Raw genomic sequence first — 17,050 nt, 5'->3', positions numbered from 1 at the left:
GTTGGCGGGCACATTGTCCGATTCGCTTCTAGCGTTAGAGAAACCCGCGTGGCGCAGGCCTGCGGGTTTCGCCGTTTTCCGATTCATTCGAATGCAGGTTTCACTCCATGCATGACAAGCAACTGTCCACCGAAGAACTGATCGCCCAGGATGTCGGCGGCCGTACGCCAACGGGGCTGATGGCTCGCAGTATCGCCGGGCTGGCGCTGCTCTGGTCGCTGTTCCAGTTGTGGATCGCGTCGCCGCTGCCCTTCATCTTCGGCTTCGGCGTGCTCAATGATACCCAGACCCGCGCCATTCACCTGGCCTTCGCCCTGCTGCTGGCGTTTCTCGCTTACCCGGCGTTCAAGCGCTCGCCACGTGACCGCGTGCCGCTGCTGGATATCGCCCTCGGCCTGGTGGCCGCTGCCAGCGCTGCCTATTTGTTCATCTTCTATCAGCAATTGGCGCTGCGCCCCGGCAGCCTGACCACGGAAGACTTGATCACTGCCTGTATCGGTATCCCCCTTTTGCTGGAGGCGACGCGTCGTGCGCTCGGCCCGCCACTGGCGATCATCGCTCTGGTGTTCCTCATTTACAGCCTGGCCGGTCCTTACATGCCGGGCCTGCTGGCGCATCGCGGGGTGAGCTTCCATGCGCTGGCCAACCACCAGTGGATTACCACCGAGGGTGTGTTCGGTATCGCCCTGGGTGTGTCGACCAGCTTCGTGTTCCTCTTCGTGCTGTTCGGCGCGTTGCTCGAACGCGCTGGCGCCGGGCATTACTTCATCCAGTTGGCCTTCAGCCTGCTCGGCCACTTCCGTGGCGGCCCGGCCAAGGCGGCGGTGTTGGCATCCGGCCTGACCGGGATGATTTCCGGTTCGTCCATCGCCAACGTGGTGACCACCGGCACCTTCACCATTCCAATGATGAAGCGCACAGGTTTTTCCTCGGAGAAGGCGGGGGCGGTCGAGGTGGCCTCGTCGGTCAATGGCCAGATCATGCCGCCGGTGATGGGCGCAGCGGCCTTCCTGATGGTCGAGTACATCGGCATGCCCTATGTCGAGATCATCAAGCACGCCTTCCTGCCGGCTGCGATTTCCTATATCGCGCTGCTCTACATCGTCCATCTGGAGTCGCTCAAGCTCGGCCTGCAACCCATCGGCAGCGCCCAGCCCAAGCCCTGGCTGCGTCGCCTGACCGGCTTGGCCTTCGGTGCAGCACTGATCAGCGGTATTTCCCTGATCGTCTATTACGGCCTGGGTTGGCTCAAGCCTGCGTTGGGTGACTATGCCTTGCCGGGCATCGGCGCTCTGCTGGCGGTGGTCTATCTCGGCTTGCTGAAAGTGGCCGCCAGCGTGCCGGTGCTGCCTGCCGAAGACCCCAATGCGCCGCTCGAAGAGTTGCCCGAGACGCGCGCTGTGCTGCTCTCCGGCCTGCACTTTTTGCTGCCGGTGGTGGTGTTGGTCTGGTGCCTGATGATCGAGCGCCTGTCGCCCGGCCTGTCGGCCTTCTGGGGCAGCGTGATGCTGGTGATCATCCTGCTCACTCAGCGCCCGCTGCTGAGCTGGATGCGCCAGGATGGCAGCCACGACCACGGCACCTTCAAAGATGGCGTGATCGACCTGCGTGAAGGCCTGATCGCCGGTGCGCGCAACATGATCGGCATTGGCATCGCCACGGCGGCGGCCGGCATCATCGTCGGTGCGGTGTCGCAGACCGGCGTGGGCCTGGTACTGGCCGATCTGGTCGAGCTGCTGTCGATGGGCAACCTGCTGCTGATGCTGATTCTGGTGGCGGTGTTCAGCCTGATCCTCGGCATGGGCCTGCCGACCACCGCCAACTACATCGTGGTGTCCAGCCTGCTGGCGCCGGTAGTGGTGTCGCTGGGGCAGCAAAACGGGCTGATCGTGCCGCTGATCGCGGTGCACCTGTTCGTCTTCTACTTCGGCATCATGGCTGACGTCACGCCGCCGGTGGGGCTGGCCTCGTTCGCGGCGGCGGCGGTGTCCAAGGGCGACCCGATCAAGACCGGTCTAGTGGCGTTCTTCTACAGCCTGCGTACCGCTGCGTTGCCGTTCCTGTTCATCTTCAACACCGACCTGCTGCTGATCAACGTGGACTTCTGGCATGGCGTGCTGATCTTCGTCGTGGCCACGGTGGCGATGCTGATTTTCGCCGCCGGCACCCAGGGTTTCTTCCTGGTGCGCAGTCGCTGGTACGAGAGCGTGCTGCTGCTGCTGGTGGCCTTCAGCCTGTTCCGTCCGGGGTTCTGGATGGACATGTTGCACGACCCGTACCGCGACATCCCGCCGGCGCAACTGGCGCAGGCGCTCGATAGCGTCGAGGATGGCAGCTCGCTGCGCGTACGTGTGCGTGGCGAAGACAAGGTGGGCGACCCGCGCGAGTTCGTCGTGCTGCTGCCGGTACCGGCGGGCGCCGACGGCCAGGCGCGTCTCGACAAGCTGGGGCTGATGACCTATGAGGACGGCGACAAGGTGCTGATCGACAGCGTTGCTTTCGGCAGCTCGGCTGCCGAGGCGGGTCTGGAGTTCGACCAGCAGATCCTCAGCGTCCGTGCGCCGACCGAGCGCTGGGCCAAGGAGTGGATGTGGCTGCCAGCCCTGCTGCTGTTTGGCCTGGTGGTCTGGCTGCAGCGTCGTCGCAAGGCGAGCTGACGCGCCGCGTGTCACCGACAAGGCAGCCTTCGGGCTGCCTTGTTCGTTTCTGCGCCATGCTCAGCCGTCGCGGAGCACTTTCATCTCGGCATCGTCGGCGGCAAAACCGCGTTCGAGTTTGAACTTGAGGCTCAGGTCGGTGCGCGAGTCGGCGAACTTCAGCGCCTCGGCTAGGCTGATACGCCCGGCTTCGAGCAGCGCGAACAGGTGCTGGTCGAAGGTCTGCAGACCTTGCTCGGCGGCGCGGGCGATGGCTTCGCGCAGTTCCTCCAGCTCGTCGCGCTGGATCAGATCGCGGATATAGGGCGTGCCGAGCATCAGCTCCACGGCCACCACGCGCTTCTGCGCGATGCCCGGCACCAGGCGCTGACCGACCACGGCCAGCAGGTTGTGCGCGACATCGGCCAGCACCTGTTTGCGCGCCTCGTCGGGGAAGAAGCGGGCGATGCGTTCGATGGCGTGGCTGCTGCTGGTGGCGTGCAGCGTGGCCACGCACAGGTGACCAGTCTCGGCGTAATGCAGGGCGTGCTGCATGGTGGCGGCGTCGCGGATCTCGCCGAGCATGATCACGTCCGGTGCCTCGCGCAGCACGTTACGCAGGGCATCGGCGAAGCTGTGGGTATCCAGGCCCACCTCGCGCTGGTCGATGATCGAGCGCTGGTGGCTGTGGAGAAATTCGATGGGGTCTTCGATGCAGACGATATGCCCGCTGCGGTGGCGGTTACGGAAATCCAGCATCGCCGCCAGGGTGGTGGACTTGCCCGAACCGGCGGCGCCGGTGACCAGAATCAGCCCGCGATCCTGCAGCGCCAGTTTCTCCAGCATCTTCGGCAGGCCGAGCGCCTCGAAGCCGGGAGTCTGGCTCTTGATCAGGCGCACCACCATGGACACTTCGCCACGCTGGTAGTAGACGTTGACCCGATAACGCCCGGCGCCCTGCAGGCTGACCGCCAGGTTCATTTCCAGATCGCGCTCGAACTCGGCGATCTGCTTCTGGCTCATCAACTGGTAGGCCAATTGCTGCACTTCACCGGCCTTGAGCACACGCTGGCCGACCGGCTGGCTGTGGCCTTCGACCTTCATGTGTGGCGGCGCGCCGACGCTGAAGAACAGGTCGGAGCCGCCGTGCTGCTGCATCAGTTGCAGGTAGGGGAAGACGTCGAGGGTGTCGCTGGCATCGCTCATCGGCATGACCCTGTTGAAGATCGAATGCGGGCAAGCATAGTCATCCCCAATGGCTTTCGTGCTGAGCGTGATCAATGGTCAGCGCGGCACATACGAAAACGGGGCCTCATGGGCCCCGTTGTCTGGTCAACTATCGGCCTTACTGGCCAGGAACGTCCTTGCGCAGCTTGATCGGATCTTCCTTGCGGCCCTTGAGCACGCGCATACGGATGTTCAGGGCTTCCACGCCCAGCGAGAAGGCCATGGCGAAGTAGACGTAGCCCTTGGGCACATGCACCTCGAAGGCTTCGGCGATGAGCACGGTGCCGACTACCGCGAGGAAGGACAGCGCCAGCATCTTCAGCGAGGGGTGCTTGTCGATGAAATTGCTGATGGTGCCGGCCGCCAGCATCATCACCAGCACGGCGACGATGATCGCCGCGACCATCACCGGTACGTGGGAGACCATACCGACGGCAGTGATGACCGAGTCCAGGCTGAACACGATGTCGATAATAGCGATCTGGATGATGGTGCCGATGAAGTTGCGCGCCGCGCCGTTACCGGCGGTTTGCTCGGCTTCTTCTTCACCTTCGAGGCTTTGGTACATCTCGGTGCTGCTCTTCCACAGCAGGAACAGGCCGCCGAAGAAGAGGATCAGGTCACGCCCGGAAATGCCCTGGCCGAACAGCTCGAACAGGTCGTTGGTCAGGCGCATGATCCAGGTGATCGACAGCAGCAGGCCGATGCGCGTGACCATTGCCAGGGCCAGGCCGAAGAAGCGCGTGCGCGCCTGCATGTGCGGCGGCATACGCCCGACCAGAATGGCGATCATGATGATGTTGTCGATGCCGAGGACGATCTCCAGGGCAGTCAGGGTGAAGAAGGCGACCCAGATTTCCGGGTTGCTGAGCCATTCCATTTTTCGATTCTCGTAAACGCTGAGGGAAGCCACGCACGGCTGGGCGCCGCATATTACACGGCTGCTGACGGTTCTTGAATTTTGCCGGTTGGCGGCAGCGACGAGTGGCCGCAAGCCATCGGGGGACGTGTCAGAAGTGCCTGGGCGTGACCTGTCTTGTTGTTGTCGGTTGCCGCTGCGTTGTGGCGCATGGCCGCATCATCCTAGGTGCGGCTGCTTTCGCACAGCTTTCAGTCGTAGTGCCGTGTCAGGGCGCCAGCGCGGCCATCACCAGCAGCAGGCTGCCCGCCGCCAGTAACGTCTGCAGGGTGATGATGCCGGCCATCAACTGGCTGTCGCCGCCGAGCTGGCGGGTCAGCACGTAGGCAGTGGGCGCAGTGGGCAGGGCGAAGAACAGCACCAGCACGGCGCTTTCCATGGGTGGCAGGCTCAATCCCCAGGCCACGCCCCAGGCCAGCAGCGGCATGGCCAGCAGGCGCAGGGCGCTGTTCCAGCCCAGCGCGGGAATCTCGCCGCCCAGTTGTTCGGGCTTGAGCGCCGCGCCGACGCAGAGCAGGCCCAGCGGCAGGCTGGCGGCGGCCAGCAGGCTGAGCAGGCGGTCGCTGCCGCCGGGCAGGCCGATGCCGGTCAGGTTGAACAGGGCGCCGCCGACACAGGCGAGAATCAGCGGGTTCTTGACGATCGGCAGCAACAGGCTGCGCGCGCTGACACCGCGCTCGGCGGTCAGCGACCAGACCGACAACACGTTCACCGTCGGCACCATCAATGCCAGCATCAGCGCAGCCAGGGTCAGCCCTGGTTGGCCAAGCAGGCTGCCGACGGCGGCCAGGCCGAGGTAGGTGTTGAAACGCAGGATGCCCTGGCTGAATGCGCCGAAGCGCCCGGCTGGCCAGCCGTGCAGGCGGCGCACCAGCAGCAGGGCGAGCCAGGCGATACCCAGGCCGAGCAGCACGGCCAGGGCCAGGCGCGGCAGGGCCGGGTTGTTCAGCGGCGCCTTGGCCAGGCTGGAGAACAGCAGGGCAGGGAACAGGATGAAATAGTTGAGGCGCTCGGCGCCCGGCCAGAAGGCCTCGCTGGGAAACTCGCGCGAGCGCAGCCAGTAGCCGGCGACTATCATGGCGAACAACGGCCACAGGGCCAGCAGCAGATCGATCACGGGAACCCCCGGTGGTGATGAGCGCCTATCTTGGTCAGCGGCTTATGGCAATGCAAGGAGCAGACGAAATGGAGCAACGACATGAAGGTGGCTGCCAATGCGGCGCCTTGCGCTATCGCATTGAGGCGTCGTTGCACGACAGCGCGCATTGTCATTGCTCGATCTGTCGGCGCAGCACCGGAGGCATTCTTACCACTTGGGTCACGGTGCCGCGCCAGGCCTTCCAGTGGTTACGCGGCACGCCGAAGGCCTTCGCCTCGTCAGCCAGTTGCACGCGCTATTTCTGCGGCGACTGTGGCGCCCATCTGGCCCTATTCACCACGCTCAGCCCGGATACGCTGGATGTGACCGTGGCCACGCTGGATGCGCCTGAGCAGGCACCGGCGGATCGGCATATCTGGGCCGGCAGTCGGCTGCCTTGGCTGACGGTCGATCCGCAGTTGCCGGAAGAGAACGAAGAGATGATTCCTGAGCCTTGATCCCTAGCCCGGATTTTATCCGGGCTACTTACGAGACTAAGGCAACTGCAGCCCGCCGCTGGCCTTGTGCAGCGCGCGTAGGTGTTCGCCCAGGGCTAGCAGGTTGGCCTCGTTGGCTTCCAGTTCGGCCAGGCGCTCGGGCAGCAGCAGGTTACGCACTTCGCCGTCCAACTCGTCACTGAGCTGGCGCAGTTGCTGCTGGCGTTCGCGACTGCTGGCTTCCAGTCGATCCCATTCCTGCTGTTGCGGCAGCCCGTAACCACTCTCAAGCAGTTCAGCCGGGCGGCTGAGAAAGCCGCTGTTGGCCAGGATCTGTTCGAGGGCGCCGCCCGCCTTGTTCAGGCTCGGGTCGCCGGCCGCGCGGCCGGTCAGGTAGCGTCGTTTGAGTTCGTCTTGAGCCAGCAGCAATTGGCGACGCAGTGCCGCCTGCTCCAGTAGCAGTAGGGCGGCGCTGGCGCGCAGGTCGGCCTGGGCGAACCACTGCTGGCGCTGTTGTGCGGGTTGCTCCAGCCAGGTTTCCACACTGTCCTGAGTGATTGGCAGGCGTTGGCGCAGTACGGCGAACATGGCCTGGTAGCGGTCGCGGAAGGAGTCGAAGCGGTAGCCCAGGCGCAGGGCCTCGCGTGGGTCATCCAGCACCGAGGTGTCGGCCAGGCCGCGTGCTGACAAGAGCTCCAGCAGGCCGTTGGGCAGGATGCTGTCGAGTGTTTGCAGGCGTGGATTGTCGGTGCCGCTGCGTAGCAGTTTCAAGGTTTCCACTGCGCAGTTGTTGGAGATGAAGTAATAGTCGCCGTCGTAGCTCCAGTGCTGCTCGGCGGCGCGGGCAACCAGCCCTTCGAGCTCGTCGCGCGATAGGCGTAGCGGTATCGACGCCAGGCTGCGCAGCTCGACCTTGGTGTATTCGTCGATCACCTGCTCCAGCGGCAGAACGAACAGGCGCGAGGGGTAGGCACCGGTCAGGCCATCCCAACTCGACAGTTGCACATCGCCGACGAAGGCGCGGTAGGACAGCACCAGATGCTGGTCGAGATCCAGTCGGCAGTCCGGGCCGCGTGGGCGCCCTGGTGCGCAGATCACCAGACGCAGCATGCTGTGGCCCCAGCGGCTCATCCAGGCATCGTTGGCTTCGGCCAGCAGGTAGTCCACCGCGTAGACCCGCTCGGGGTCGATGCGCTCCAGTGGCTGGCGAGCGAAGTCGCGCCCGGCATTCAGATAGGCATAGCCCTCGGCACAGGGTTGGCCCGGCGGCGCCCAGCCAAAATGTTCGCGGAAATAGCCCGCGAGCGATGGGCGGCGGCAGGCATAGCTGGGGTCGAGCAGGAAGTATTCGAGGTTGACCGCGACGAACTCCAGCGGGTTGCTCAGTTCGTAGCTGTCTGGGCTGCGTGCCACCTGGCCGTTGTCGTGTTCGCGCTCGCCGCGTTGGCCGACGCGTTGTTGCCAGCCAGCCAGGTCGAGCAGGCGTGGATCGTCGCTGAAGGTGAAGCGGCGCTCGGTCTGGCCTCTGCATTCGTCAGGCAGGCCGACCTGGCCGGTGGATTTGGCTCGCTGCTGGCACATGGCGATCTGCCGGCGCTGTGCGGCTGGCCATAGTCGGGCGCGGTCGTACAGATGGGTCAGTTCGTGAATCAGCGTGGCGAGCAGTTCGCGCCGTTGATTGCCGTGCGCTCGGCCTGTGTTATTGCGTGCTGCCGAGCCATCGACCAGCGCCGGTAGCAGGCTGGCGTTGAGTTCAATACCGCTGGTGCGGCCTACCTGGCCATAGACGTTGGTGTCGAGCCCTTCTAGCCAACGTACTTGTACGGTGCGATCGAGGCGTTCGACGAAGCGCGGTGGCAAGGCTGCCAGTGCTTCGTCGAGCAGGGCCTGGCTGGCTTGGCGCTCAGGCGTGCTTAGGCCGTTGCTGTTGAGTTCGAGCTGAAGCCCCGCCTGGGCGTGGGCGGTGGCCAGGGTCAGCAGCGCTGCCCAGCACCAGGCGGTGAGGCGAATCACAGGGCGAGGATAGCTTCTGCCAGTTGCAGGTCGCTGGCTGCCTGGGCTTCGGGCAGGCGCTGGCGGAGGGTCTGCAGCGCGGCTTCGAACTGGGCGCCACGGATCTCACCGTTGCTGGCGACGAAGCTGGCCGCGTCTTCACGGGCCTGGGTCACTACCTTCATATCGCGGATCGAGGTGGTGGTATCCGAGGTGAAGTTGATGCTGCGATCCAGGGCGCGCACCACGATGTTACTGGTGGCGACCACGGTTTGCGCCTGGGTGAAGGCGCTGAACAAGGCGCAGGCGGTGGCGGCGGCGATAAGCGAGCGACGCATGAAATGACTCCGGAGAACGACGATTGAGAGCTTGGACGAGGCTGTTGGTAGGCAGTTCCGTAACACCAGGTGCTTCGTCTGCGGCGGCTAAGGCTAGCGGAATCGTCGTACAGGGCCAAGTTGCTGCTGGTCAGCTTCCCGTCTGCGCCACAATGGCCTCTGCCAGTTGCATGTCGCTGGCATTCGGGTGGCGTGGGCGCAGTATCTGCAGCGCTGCCTCCAGGCGTGCCCCTCGTAGGCTGCCAGAGCTGGCAACGAAGATGGCCGCGTCATCACGAGCGGCGCCTAGCACTTTGGAATCGCGCAGGGAGCTGGTTGCGTCTGAGGTGCCCTCAACCGTGCCTGCTACGGCCCCTAGCAGGGTGTCGGTAGTGGCGACCAGGCTACTGGCATGTGCGCCGCTGGCCAGGCTCAGGGCTGTGAGCACTGCAATCAGTGGGTTCTTCAGGTGCATTAGGCAGTACTCCGAAAACGTGGCCGAATGGCACGCGGCGGCAGCTTAGCCCAGTATGGCTGGCAGCTCCATTGCTGGCTTAGCGCCAGAGCCAGGTTTTGATGGTCATGCTGTGTCGTCGGTGCCCGTTGGGGGCATGACGTTCTACGGCAGCGATGCTGGTGAAGGCGATTGTCCAGTTACCGTCGGCTTGATATGGCAGCAGGGCTGTGGTGGCTGTGGTTTTGCTGAGCCAGATAAAACGAAAGCCCCACCGCTACAGAGACGGTGGAGCTTTCAGAAGATCCCAGTGCTGGGATGGAGCAAAGCGGGGTATCAGCGCCAGAACGGCTTTTGCAGTTCGGCGTAGCGCTGGTTTTCGGTGATACCAGCGTCTGCCAGCAGGCGGGCATCCAGTCGAGCCAGTTGACGACGGCTGACGATGCGGCGCTGCCACAGAGAAAGGGTAGCGATGGTGCGCAGCGGCCAGGGGGATTTGTCGTTGGCAGCGCTGTGAGTTTGGAGCAGGGCGGAACTGAGGGTGCGTTCCATGGTGGTCATCCTTCCGCTTGTGGCGGGCGTGTTTGCTATCGATGGGCAAATTATCCCGAGAGCATGCTCGACCCAGTAGTCACAGATGGAGAAAATTGCTGCCCTATTAGATAGGATGCTTTGTAACTGTGTTGTCTGTAATTGATAAAACTGTACTGGTGATAAGTTAAAAAACTGGGTGCAACCTAGATTTGTAGTGTTTTTAACTGGGTGCAACCCGATTTTATTTATTTTGTGAGCAGTACAGTTGAAAATTGATTGCTTGTGCTATTTGACCTGTAAATCAAATTTTTCTGCGAGATAGCGCACAAAAAACCCGGCATGAAGCCGGGTTTTCTGTCTGCTTGGTCAGCGTTTATTCCACGGCCTTGACCATGTCCTCGATGACCTTCTTGGCATCGCCGAAGACCATCATGGTTTTGTCCATATAGAACAGTTCGTTGTCCAGGCCGGCGTAGCCGCTGGCCATCGAGCGCTTGTTGACGATTACCGTCTTGGCTTTGTACGCCTCGAGGATCGGCATGCCGGCAATCGGCGACTTCGGATCGTTCTTCGCGGCAGGGTTGACCACGTCGTTGGCGCCGAGCACCAGCACCACGTCGGTTTGGCCGAACTCGGAGTTGATGTCTTCCATCTCGAACACCTGCTCATAAGGCACTTCGGCCTCGGCCAGCAGCACGTTCATGTGGCCCGGCATGCGCCCGGCAACCGGGTGAATCGCGTACTTCACGGTCACGCCGCGGTGAGTCAGCTTCTCCGCCAGTTCCATCAGCGCGTGCTGGGCGCGCGCCACGGCCAGACCGTAGCCGGGGACGATGGCCACGGTATCTGCGTTGGTCAGCAGGAAGGCGGCGTCGTCGGAGGAGCCCGACTTGACGCTACGCTCCTGCTGCGCGCCCGCCGGGCCGCCAGCATCTGCATCGGCGCCGAAACCGCCGAGGATGACGTTGAAGAACGAGCGGTTCATTGCCTTGCACATGATGTACGAGAGGATGGCGCCCGAGGAGCCGACCAGCGAGCCAGCGACAATCAGCATCGAGTTGTTCAGCGAGAAGCCGATACCAGCCGCCGCCCAGCCCGAGTAGCTGTTGAGCATCGACACCACCACCGGCATGTCAGCACCACCAATCGGGATGATGATTAGCACGCCGATGATGAAGGCCAGCGCGACGACGATGGCGAAGGCGCGGATATCACCGGTGAAGGTGAAGTACAGACCCAGTGCCACAATGGTCAGACCGACCACCAGGTTGACCATATGCTGGCCTTTGAAGACCACCGGGGCACCCTGGAACAGGCGGAACTTGTACTTGCCGGACAGCTTGCCGAAGGCAATGACCGAGCCGGAGAAGGTGATGGCACCAATGGCCGCACCGAGGAACAGCTCCAGACGGTTACCGGACGGAATGGCATCACCCAGCGCGGCGACGATGCCCAGCGACTGCGGCTCGACCACGGCGGCAATGGCGATGAACACCGCGGCCAGGCCGATCATGCTGTGCATGAAAGCGACCAGTTCCGGCATCTTGGTCATTTCCACGCGCTTGGCCATGATCGAGCCGGCAGTACCACCGACCAGCAGGCCGACGATGACGAAGCCGATACCCTGTACGGCCAGATCAGCGCCGAGCTTGTAGATCAGCCCGACAGTAGTGGCCACTGCCAGTGCCATGCCGACCATGCCGAACAGGTTGCCGCGTCGCGACGTGGTCGGGTGCGACAGCCCCTTGAGCGCCTGGATGAAGCACACCGAGGCGACAAGGTAGAGAACAGTGATCAGGTTCATGCTCATTTAGTGTTTCTCCACCGGCGCGCTCTTTGTTTCAACTGCACGCGCTTTCTTCTTGAACATTTCCAGCATGCGTCGGGTAACCAGGAAGCCACCGAACACGTTCACCGCCGCCAGTGCCACGGCCAGGGTGCCCATGGCCTTGCCCAGCGGAGTGACGGTGAGCGCGGCGGCCAGCATGGCGCCGACGATGACGATGGCGGAAATGGCGTTGGTCACGGCCATCAGCGGAGTGTGCAGGGCCGGGGTGACGTTCCACACCACGTGGTAGCCGACATAAATGGCCAGCACGAAGATGATCAGGTTGTAGATGCCGTCGGAAATCAGATCCATTTCTCTACTCCTTAGCCGTTCTTGCGCACGACTTCGCCGGCGTTGCACATCAGGCAGGCCGCGACGATGTCGTCTTCGAGGTTGAGCTGGAACTGGCCTTCCTTGTCGATCACGAGCTTGAGGAAGTCCAGCAGGTTGCGTGCGTACAGCGCCGAGGCGTCTGCCGGCACCAGCGTGGCCAGGTTGGTGTGGCCGACGAAGGTGATGCCGTGCTTAACCACGACCTGATCGGCTTCGGTCAGCGGGCAGTTGCCACCCTGAGCCGCGGCCAGGTCGATGACTACGGAGCCCGGCTTCATCTCTTGCACCGTCGCTTCATGCAGCAGGGTCGGCGCCTTGCGACCTGGGATTAGCGCGGTGGTGATGACGATGTCGGCCTGCTTGGCGCGTTCGTGCACGGCCTTGGCCTGACGCTCCATCCACGAGGCCGGCATGGGCCGGGCATAGCCGCCCACACCTTGCGCGCACTCGCGTTCTTCATCGGTCTCGAACGGTACGTCGACGAACTTGGCGCCGAGCGATTCGATTTGCTCCTTAACCGCAGGGCGCACATCGGAAGCTTCGATCACTGCACCCAGGCGCTTGGCCGTGGCGATGGCCTGCAGGCCGGCAACGCCAGCGCCGAGAATCAGCACGCGCGCGGCCTTCACGGTACCGGCAGCGGTCATCAGCATCGGCATGAAGCGCGGGTAGTGGTTGGCGGCGAGCATGACGGCCTTGTAGCCGGCGATGTTGGCCTGCGAGCTCAGCACGTCCAGGCTCTGCGCGCGGGAGGTGCGCGGCGCGGCCTCCAGGGCAAATGCGGTAATGCCGCGGGTATTCATGCGTGCGATGGTGTCGTTGCTGAACGGATTGAGCATGCCGACTAACACTGCACCAGCCTTCATCTGCTGCAGTTCGGTGTCGGTCGGCGCTACTACCTTAAGCACCAGATCCGCGCCGAGCGTGGTCGAGTCGTTACCTATGTGGGCGCCAGCAGCTTCATAGGCACTGTCCGGGATGCTGGCATTGATGCCGGCACCTGCCTGGACGGTCACCTGATGGCCTTGGCCGACCAGCTTCTTGACGGTCTCGGGTGTCGCGGCAACCCGCGTCTCCCCTGCATGGGTTTCGAGTGGAACGCCAATGTGCACGTCTAATCTCCTGCGTGATCTTTCTCTGTGAACCGGTGCACTGCGCTGGCGCGTCGGCATTGGGGATCAGCACAAAACCTGCCGAAAGGTGGCGGGCGTAGCGATTGTGCAATCGAAAGCAATGCCTTACAAGAAGTTATGGAGTAAAAATAATGGATTACTACAAGGAATGAGTATATGAGGGATTTTTATACTGCATGCAGCCCGCGTGGATTCTGATGCAGTTCAGCAATAAAGGGGGATCGGTGGATATTGGTCATTCACTGGACGAATAACCGTTGCTCGCAATTGGTTGCTGTTTGGCACACGGCTGCCGTGGTGTTCGATATTGGCTCAATAGCTGGAAATTAAAGGCGTTGACTGGGTTCGGCTGATAATTGCTATGTAGCGTGACCGAAAATTTGCTACTCGTATTTATTGGGGGCGGTAAGTGTTCTTTTGGTGCTTTTTCGTGTTTTGAGCGCGGGCGTATTTATTCTTGACGATAGGCGGCGGCCTGCTTGAGCAGCCAGTCGCGGAATGCTTTGAGTGCTGAGGACTCGGCTTTTCGCTCTGGCACCATCAGGTAGTAAGCGTGCGCGTTGTCTGGCACGGTTTGATTGAGGGCGATGACTAGGCTGCCATCTTGCAGCTCGCGCTGAATCAGGAATGGCGGAATTAATGCTACGCCCATCTCATGTCGGGCAGCCTGGGCCAGCATCGAAAATAGTTCCAAGCGTGGGCCGGTCATGTCACGGGCAATACTCAGGCCTTGAGCGTTGAACCAGCGGCGCCATGCATAGGGGCGTGTGGTCTGCTGTAGTAGCGGTAATGTTGCGATGTGCTCAACTGTGACCGGTGCTCCCCTTAGTAGTGATGGACTGCAGACAGGGAGCAGGTGTTCGTGCATCAGAAAATGCGCTTGGGTGCCTGACCACTCGGCGTCTCCATAATAGATCGCGGCGTCAAAGTGGGTGTCGGCGAACAGGAAGGGACGAGTGCGGTTAGTCAGGTGTACTGTCACTTCCGGGTGCAACTGCTGGAAAGCGCGCAATCGCGGCAGCAGCCACTGTGTGCCAAAGGTTGGTACCACTGCCAACTCGATGCTGCTGCCTTGATTGCCCATCAGTGCCAGGGTGTCACGCTCCACGGCATCAAGTTGTGCGGCCACTTTACTGCTGTAGGCCACGCCGGCCTCGGTCAGCACCACGCCGCGTCTCGAACGGCGGAACAGTTCGATGTTGAGAAAGCTTTCCAGTCCGCCGATCTGCCGACAGATTGCGCTTTGCGTCAGGTTGAGCTCATCCGCTGCTTTGGTGAAGCTCTGGTGGCGGGCGGCGGACTCGAAGGCGATTAGGGCGGCAGTGCTGGGAATCTTGCGGCGCATTTGTGCGAAAGCCTCATTTAAACGTGCTCCATTGAGGCGATTAAGCTATCTCGAAGTGATTAAAAAGCACAATTGTGTGCGGATTCTGCGTTTGTCCTGTGTGTGAAGCGGGCCTAGGATCAAGCTATTCCGGGTCGGTTGAGCCGACTACTTACTTCACCGCTCCGAGGTTTCTCGTAATGGCCAAGGCAAGCTTTAACTGGATTGACCCGCTGCTGCTGGATCAGCAACTGACTGAAGAAGAGCGCATGGTGCGCGACAGTGCGCAGCAGTTTGCTGATGACAAGCTGGCGCCGCGCGTGCTTGAAGCCTTCCGTCACGAGCAGACCGACCCGAAGATCTTCCGCGAAATGGGGGAGACCGGCCTGCTCGGTGCGACCATTCCTGAAGCTTATGGCGGTAGTGGCCTGAACTATGTGTGTTACGGCTTGATTGCGCGTGAGGTCGAGCGTATCGACTCTGGTTACCGTTCGATGATGAGTGTGCAATCGTCGCTGGTGATGGTGCCGATCAACGAGTTCGGCAGCGAGACGACCAAGCAAAAATATCTACCCAAGTTGGCCAGCGGCGAATACATAGGTTGCTTCGGTCTGACCGAGCCGAACCACGGTTCCGACCCTGGTTCGATGGTCACGCGTGCGAAGAAGGTCGAGGGTGGTTATCGCCTGACGGGCAGTAAAATGTGGATCACCAATAGTCCGATCGCTGATGTCTTTGTTGTCTGGGCTAAGGATGATGCGGGCGAGATTCGCGGTTTCGTGCTGGAAAAAGGCTGGCAAGGTCTCTCAGCTCCGGCGATTCACGGCAAGGTTGGTCTGCGCGCTTCGATCACCGGCGAGATCGTCATGGACAATGTGTTCTGCCCTGAAGAAAACGCCTTTCCGGATGTGCGCGGTCTGCGTGGCCCGTTTACCTGCCTGAACTCTGCACGCTATGGCATCAGTTGGGGCGCATTGGGCGCCGCTGAATTCTGCTGGCACACCGCACGTCAGTACGTGCTCGACCGTAATCAATTCGGTCGTCCCCTGGCTGCCAACCAACTGATCCAGAAGAAACTGGCGGACATGCAGACCGAGATTACCCTGGCGCTGCAAGGTTGTCTGCGTCTCGGTCGGATGAAGGACGAGGGTAGCGCTGCGGTGGAGATCACCTCGATCATGAAGCGCAACAGTTGTGGCAAGGCGCTGGATATCGCGCGCATGGCGCGCGATATGCTGGGTGGCAACGGTATCAGTGACGAGTTCGGTATTGCCCGTCACTTGGTCAATCTCGAAGTGGTCAACACCTATGAGGGTACGCATGACGTGCATGCGTTAATCCTTGGTCGCGCGCAGACCGGTATTCAGGCCTTCTTCTAAGTCACGACCAGGGTTCCCTGGCCCACCTCGCGGAGATTCGCTATGTCCGGTGCTCTGTCCCACATACGTGTGCTTGATCTTTCCCGTGTGCTTGCTGGCCCCTGGTGCGGGCAGATTCTGGGTGATCTCGGTGCTGAGGTTATCAAGGTCGAACGGCCGGGAGTCGGTGACGACACTCGGCACTGGGGGCCTCCTTATATAAAGGATGCAGAGGGTAATGACTCGCGCGAGGCTGCTTACTTCCAGAGCGCGAATCGTAACAAGCAATCCCTGACCCTGGATTTCACTCAGCCGCAAGGGCAGCGCCTGGTTCGTGAGCTGGTAGCACAGTGCGATGTCCTGTTGGAGAACTTCAAAGTCGGCGGCCTGGCAGCCTATGGTCTGGACTATGAGTCGCTGAAGGTGGTCAACCCGAAGCTGATTTACTGCTCTATCACCGGTTTCGGTCAGACTGGGCCGTATGCCAAGCGTGCTGGCTACGACTTCATGATTCAGGGGTTGGGCGGCCTGATGAGCCTGACTGGTCGGCCTGAAGGGGAGGAGGGAGCTGGGCCGGTAAAGGTGGGTGTTGCACTCACGGACATCCTCACTGGGCTATACGCGACCGTAGGCGTCTTGGCTGCGCTGAGCCAGCGGGAACAATCCGGTATGGGTCAGTACATAGATGTGGCGCTACTTGACGTGCAGGTTGCCTGTCTTGCCAATCAGGCCATGAATTACCTGAGTACCGGTGTGTCGCCCAAGCGTCTGGGTAATGCACATCCCAATATCGTTCCTTATCAAGACTTCCCAAGTGCAGATGGCGATTTCATCTTGGCTGTGGGTAACGATGGGCAGTTCCGCAAATTCTGTGAGGTCGCGGCGATTGCGCATCTTGCCGATGATCCGCGTTTCGCCGACAACAAGTCTCGGGTGACGCATCGTGCCGAGCTGATACCGCTGTTGCGTCAGGTGACCGTGTTCAAGACCACAGCGCAATGGATCGAGCTGCTGGAGGCGGCAGGAGTGCCCTGTGGGCCGGTCAATGATTTGCGGCAGGTGTTTGCCGATCCCCAGGTGCTGGCGCGAGGTCTGCGTCTCGACCTACCTAATGGTCTGGGCAGTCGAACGCCTCAGATTGCTAGTCCGCTGCGTCTCTCTGCTACTCCTGTAGCTTATCGCTCGGCGCCGCCGCTGCTGGGGGAGCACACCGAGGCTCTACTGCGGCGTTTGTTGGGGGTGAGTGATGTGCAGATTGCTGAATGGCGTAACGGGGGGGTGATCTGAGGCATCTTGCCTTCCAGATGCAGGGGCGTTAGCCCTTGAACTTATGTGCGCAACTTTTTGCGTCTCAGGGATTTACAGCTCGCTCAAGTACTGTAGAATGCGCGCCACTTCAGCGATGAAGCGCTTCAAAAAC

Annotated in this window: 15 protein-coding genes; 4 read left to right on the top strand and 11 right to left on the bottom strand. The window is 61.7% G+C overall.

The window, feature by feature from the left end:
• The first annotated feature begins 107 nt into the window (after nucleotides 1-107).
• Nucleotides 108-2,657, top strand: coding sequence for a TRAP transporter permease (locus AERO9A_RS21580; RefSeq protein ID WP_159973935.1), 2,550 nt, complete (start codon nucleotides 108-110; stop codon nucleotides 2,655-2,657).
• A gap of 60 nt (nucleotides 2,658-2,717) precedes the next feature.
• Here AERO9A_RS21580 and AERO9A_RS21575 read toward each other — a convergent pair whose 3' ends face one another.
• From AERO9A_RS21575 to AERO9A_RS21565, 3 genes are all read right to left on the bottom strand, one after another.
• Nucleotides 2,718-3,842 (bottom strand): PilT/PilU family type 4a pilus ATPase, encoded by a 1,125-nt coding sequence (locus tag AERO9A_RS21575; RefSeq protein WP_372239691.1) that lies wholly within the window; start codon nucleotides 3,840-3,842, stop codon nucleotides 2,718-2,720.
• Nucleotides 3,843-3,981: 139 nt separating this feature from the next.
• The gene (locus AERO9A_RS21570) at nucleotides 3,982-4,743 is read right to left on the bottom strand and encodes a TerC family protein (protein WP_159973933.1); all 762 of its coding nucleotides are present in this window, start codon (nucleotides 4,741-4,743) and stop codon (nucleotides 3,982-3,984) included.
• Nucleotides 4,744-4,990: 247 nt separating this feature from the next.
• Entirely contained in the window at nucleotides 4,991-5,860 is an 870-nt protein-coding gene (locus AERO9A_RS21565) for an AEC family transporter (protein WP_256666036.1), read from the bottom strand.
• Between the two features lie 107 nt (nucleotides 5,861-5,967).
• On the opposite strand from AERO9A_RS21565, the gene AERO9A_RS21560 reads away from it, so the two are divergent.
• Entirely contained in the window at nucleotides 5,968-6,378 is a 411-nt protein-coding gene (locus AERO9A_RS21560) for a GFA family protein (protein WP_159973931.1), read from the top strand.
• Nucleotides 6,379-6,414: 36 nt separating this feature from the next.
• Here AERO9A_RS21560 and AERO9A_RS21555 read toward each other — a convergent pair whose 3' ends face one another.
• The 8 genes from AERO9A_RS21555 to AERO9A_RS21520 all read right to left on the bottom strand — a co-directional run bounded on the left by AERO9A_RS21555 (nucleotide 6,415) and on the right by AERO9A_RS21520 (nucleotide 14,293).
• Nucleotides 6,415-8,370 (bottom strand): DUF4105 domain-containing protein, encoded by a 1,956-nt coding sequence (locus tag AERO9A_RS21555; RefSeq protein ID WP_159973930.1) that lies wholly within the window; start codon nucleotides 8,368-8,370, stop codon nucleotides 6,415-6,417.
• Nucleotides 8,367-8,687, bottom strand: coding sequence for a DUF2388 domain-containing protein (locus AERO9A_RS21550; RefSeq protein WP_159973929.1), 321 nt, complete (start codon nucleotides 8,685-8,687; stop codon nucleotides 8,367-8,369). Before AERO9A_RS21550 ends, AERO9A_RS21555 begins: the two co-directional genes overlap by 4 nt.
• Nucleotides 8,688-8,817: 130 nt before the next feature.
• Nucleotides 8,818-9,141, bottom strand: coding sequence for a DUF2388 domain-containing protein (locus tag AERO9A_RS21545; protein WP_159973928.1), 324 nt, complete (start codon nucleotides 9,139-9,141; stop codon nucleotides 8,818-8,820).
• Nucleotides 9,142-9,456: 315 nt separating this feature from the next.
• Nucleotides 9,457-9,672, bottom strand: coding sequence for a DUF1127 domain-containing protein (locus AERO9A_RS21540; RefSeq protein WP_159973927.1), 216 nt, complete (start codon nucleotides 9,670-9,672; stop codon nucleotides 9,457-9,459).
• 355 nt (nucleotides 9,673-10,027) lie between these two features.
• Nucleotides 10,028-11,464: an NAD(P)(+) transhydrogenase (Re/Si-specific) subunit beta gene (locus tag AERO9A_RS21535; RefSeq protein ID WP_159973926.1), complete on the bottom strand. Its 1,437-nt coding sequence runs from the start codon at nucleotides 11,462-11,464 to the stop codon at nucleotides 10,028-10,030.
• Complete coding sequence (locus AERO9A_RS21530; RefSeq protein ID WP_159973925.1) at nucleotides 11,465-11,794, bottom strand: NAD(P) transhydrogenase subunit alpha; 330 nt, start codon at nucleotides 11,792-11,794, stop codon at nucleotides 11,465-11,467.
• An 11-nt stretch (nucleotides 11,795-11,805) separates the two neighbouring features.
• The gene (locus AERO9A_RS21525) at nucleotides 11,806-12,927 is read right to left on the bottom strand and encodes a Re/Si-specific NAD(P)(+) transhydrogenase subunit alpha (RefSeq protein ID WP_159973924.1); all 1,122 of its coding nucleotides are present in this window, start codon (nucleotides 12,925-12,927) and stop codon (nucleotides 11,806-11,808) included.
• A gap of 472 nt (nucleotides 12,928-13,399) precedes the next feature.
• Complete coding sequence (locus tag AERO9A_RS21520; RefSeq protein ID WP_159973923.1) at nucleotides 13,400-14,293, bottom strand: LysR family transcriptional regulator; 894 nt, start codon at nucleotides 14,291-14,293, stop codon at nucleotides 13,400-13,402.
• A gap of 179 nt (nucleotides 14,294-14,472) precedes the next feature.
• On the opposite strand from AERO9A_RS21520, the gene AERO9A_RS21515 reads away from it, so the two are divergent.
• On the top strand, nucleotides 14,473-15,651 hold the full coding sequence (locus tag AERO9A_RS21515; protein ID WP_159973922.1) for an acyl-CoA dehydrogenase: 1,179 nt from the start codon (nucleotides 14,473-14,475) through the stop codon (nucleotides 15,649-15,651).
• A gap of 42 nt (nucleotides 15,652-15,693) precedes the next feature.
• On the top strand, nucleotides 15,694-16,917 hold the full coding sequence (locus AERO9A_RS21510) for a CaiB/BaiF CoA-transferase family protein (protein ID WP_159973921.1): 1,224 nt from the start codon (nucleotides 15,694-15,696) through the stop codon (nucleotides 16,915-16,917).
• Nucleotides 16,918-17,050: the final 133 nt, after the last annotated feature.

It is taken from the genome of Pseudomonas sp. 8Z, from assembly GCF_902506535.1.
Classification (GTDB): Bacteria; Pseudomonadota; Gammaproteobacteria; order Pseudomonadales; family Pseudomonadaceae; genus Aquipseudomonas.
This window is presented reverse-complemented; position numbering and strand designations above follow the sequence as displayed.

Excerpts from the sequence above, each read along its gene's own strand:
- AERO9A_RS21540 (WP_159973927.1), bottom strand. The coding sequence starts at position 9,672 with ATGGAACGCACCCTCAGTTCCGCCCTGCTCCAAACTCACAGCGCTGCC.
- AERO9A_RS21560 (WP_159973931.1), top strand. The coding sequence starts at position 5,968 with ATGGAGCAACGACATGAAGGTGGCTGCCAATGCGGCGCCTTGCGCTAT.
- AERO9A_RS21545 (WP_159973928.1), bottom strand. The coding sequence starts at position 9,141 with ATGCACCTGAAGAACCCACTGATTGCAGTGCTCACAGCCCTGAGCCTG.
- AERO9A_RS21515 (WP_159973922.1), top strand. The coding sequence starts at position 14,473 with ATGGCCAAGGCAAGCTTTAACTGGATTGACCCGCTGCTGCTGGATCAG.
- AERO9A_RS21580 (WP_159973935.1), top strand. The coding sequence starts at position 108 with ATGCATGACAAGCAACTGTCCACCGAAGAACTGATCGCCCAGGATGTC.
- AERO9A_RS21575 (WP_372239691.1), bottom strand. The coding sequence starts at position 3,842 with ATGAGCGATGCCAGCGACACCCTCGACGTCTTCCCCTACCTGCAACTG.
- AERO9A_RS21520 (WP_159973923.1), bottom strand. The coding sequence starts at position 14,293 with ATGCGCCGCAAGATTCCCAGCACTGCCGCCCTAATCGCCTTCGAGTCC.
- AERO9A_RS21570 (WP_159973933.1), bottom strand. The coding sequence starts at position 4,743 with ATGGAATGGCTCAGCAACCCGGAAATCTGGGTCGCCTTCTTCACCCTG.
- AERO9A_RS21535 (WP_159973926.1), bottom strand. The coding sequence starts at position 11,464 with ATGAGCATGAACCTGATCACTGTTCTCTACCTTGTCGCCTCGGTGTGC.
- AERO9A_RS21530 (WP_159973925.1), bottom strand. The coding sequence starts at position 11,794 with ATGGATCTGATTTCCGACGGCATCTACAACCTGATCATCTTCGTGCTG.
- AERO9A_RS21565 (WP_256666036.1), bottom strand. The coding sequence starts at position 5,860 with ATGATAGTCGCCGGCTACTGGCTGCGCTCGCGCGAGTTTCCCAGCGAG.
- AERO9A_RS21510 (WP_159973921.1), top strand. The coding sequence starts at position 15,694 with ATGTCCGGTGCTCTGTCCCACATACGTGTGCTTGATCTTTCCCGTGTG.
- AERO9A_RS21550 (WP_159973929.1), bottom strand. The coding sequence starts at position 8,687 with ATGCGTCGCTCGCTTATCGCCGCCGCCACCGCCTGCGCCTTGTTCAGC.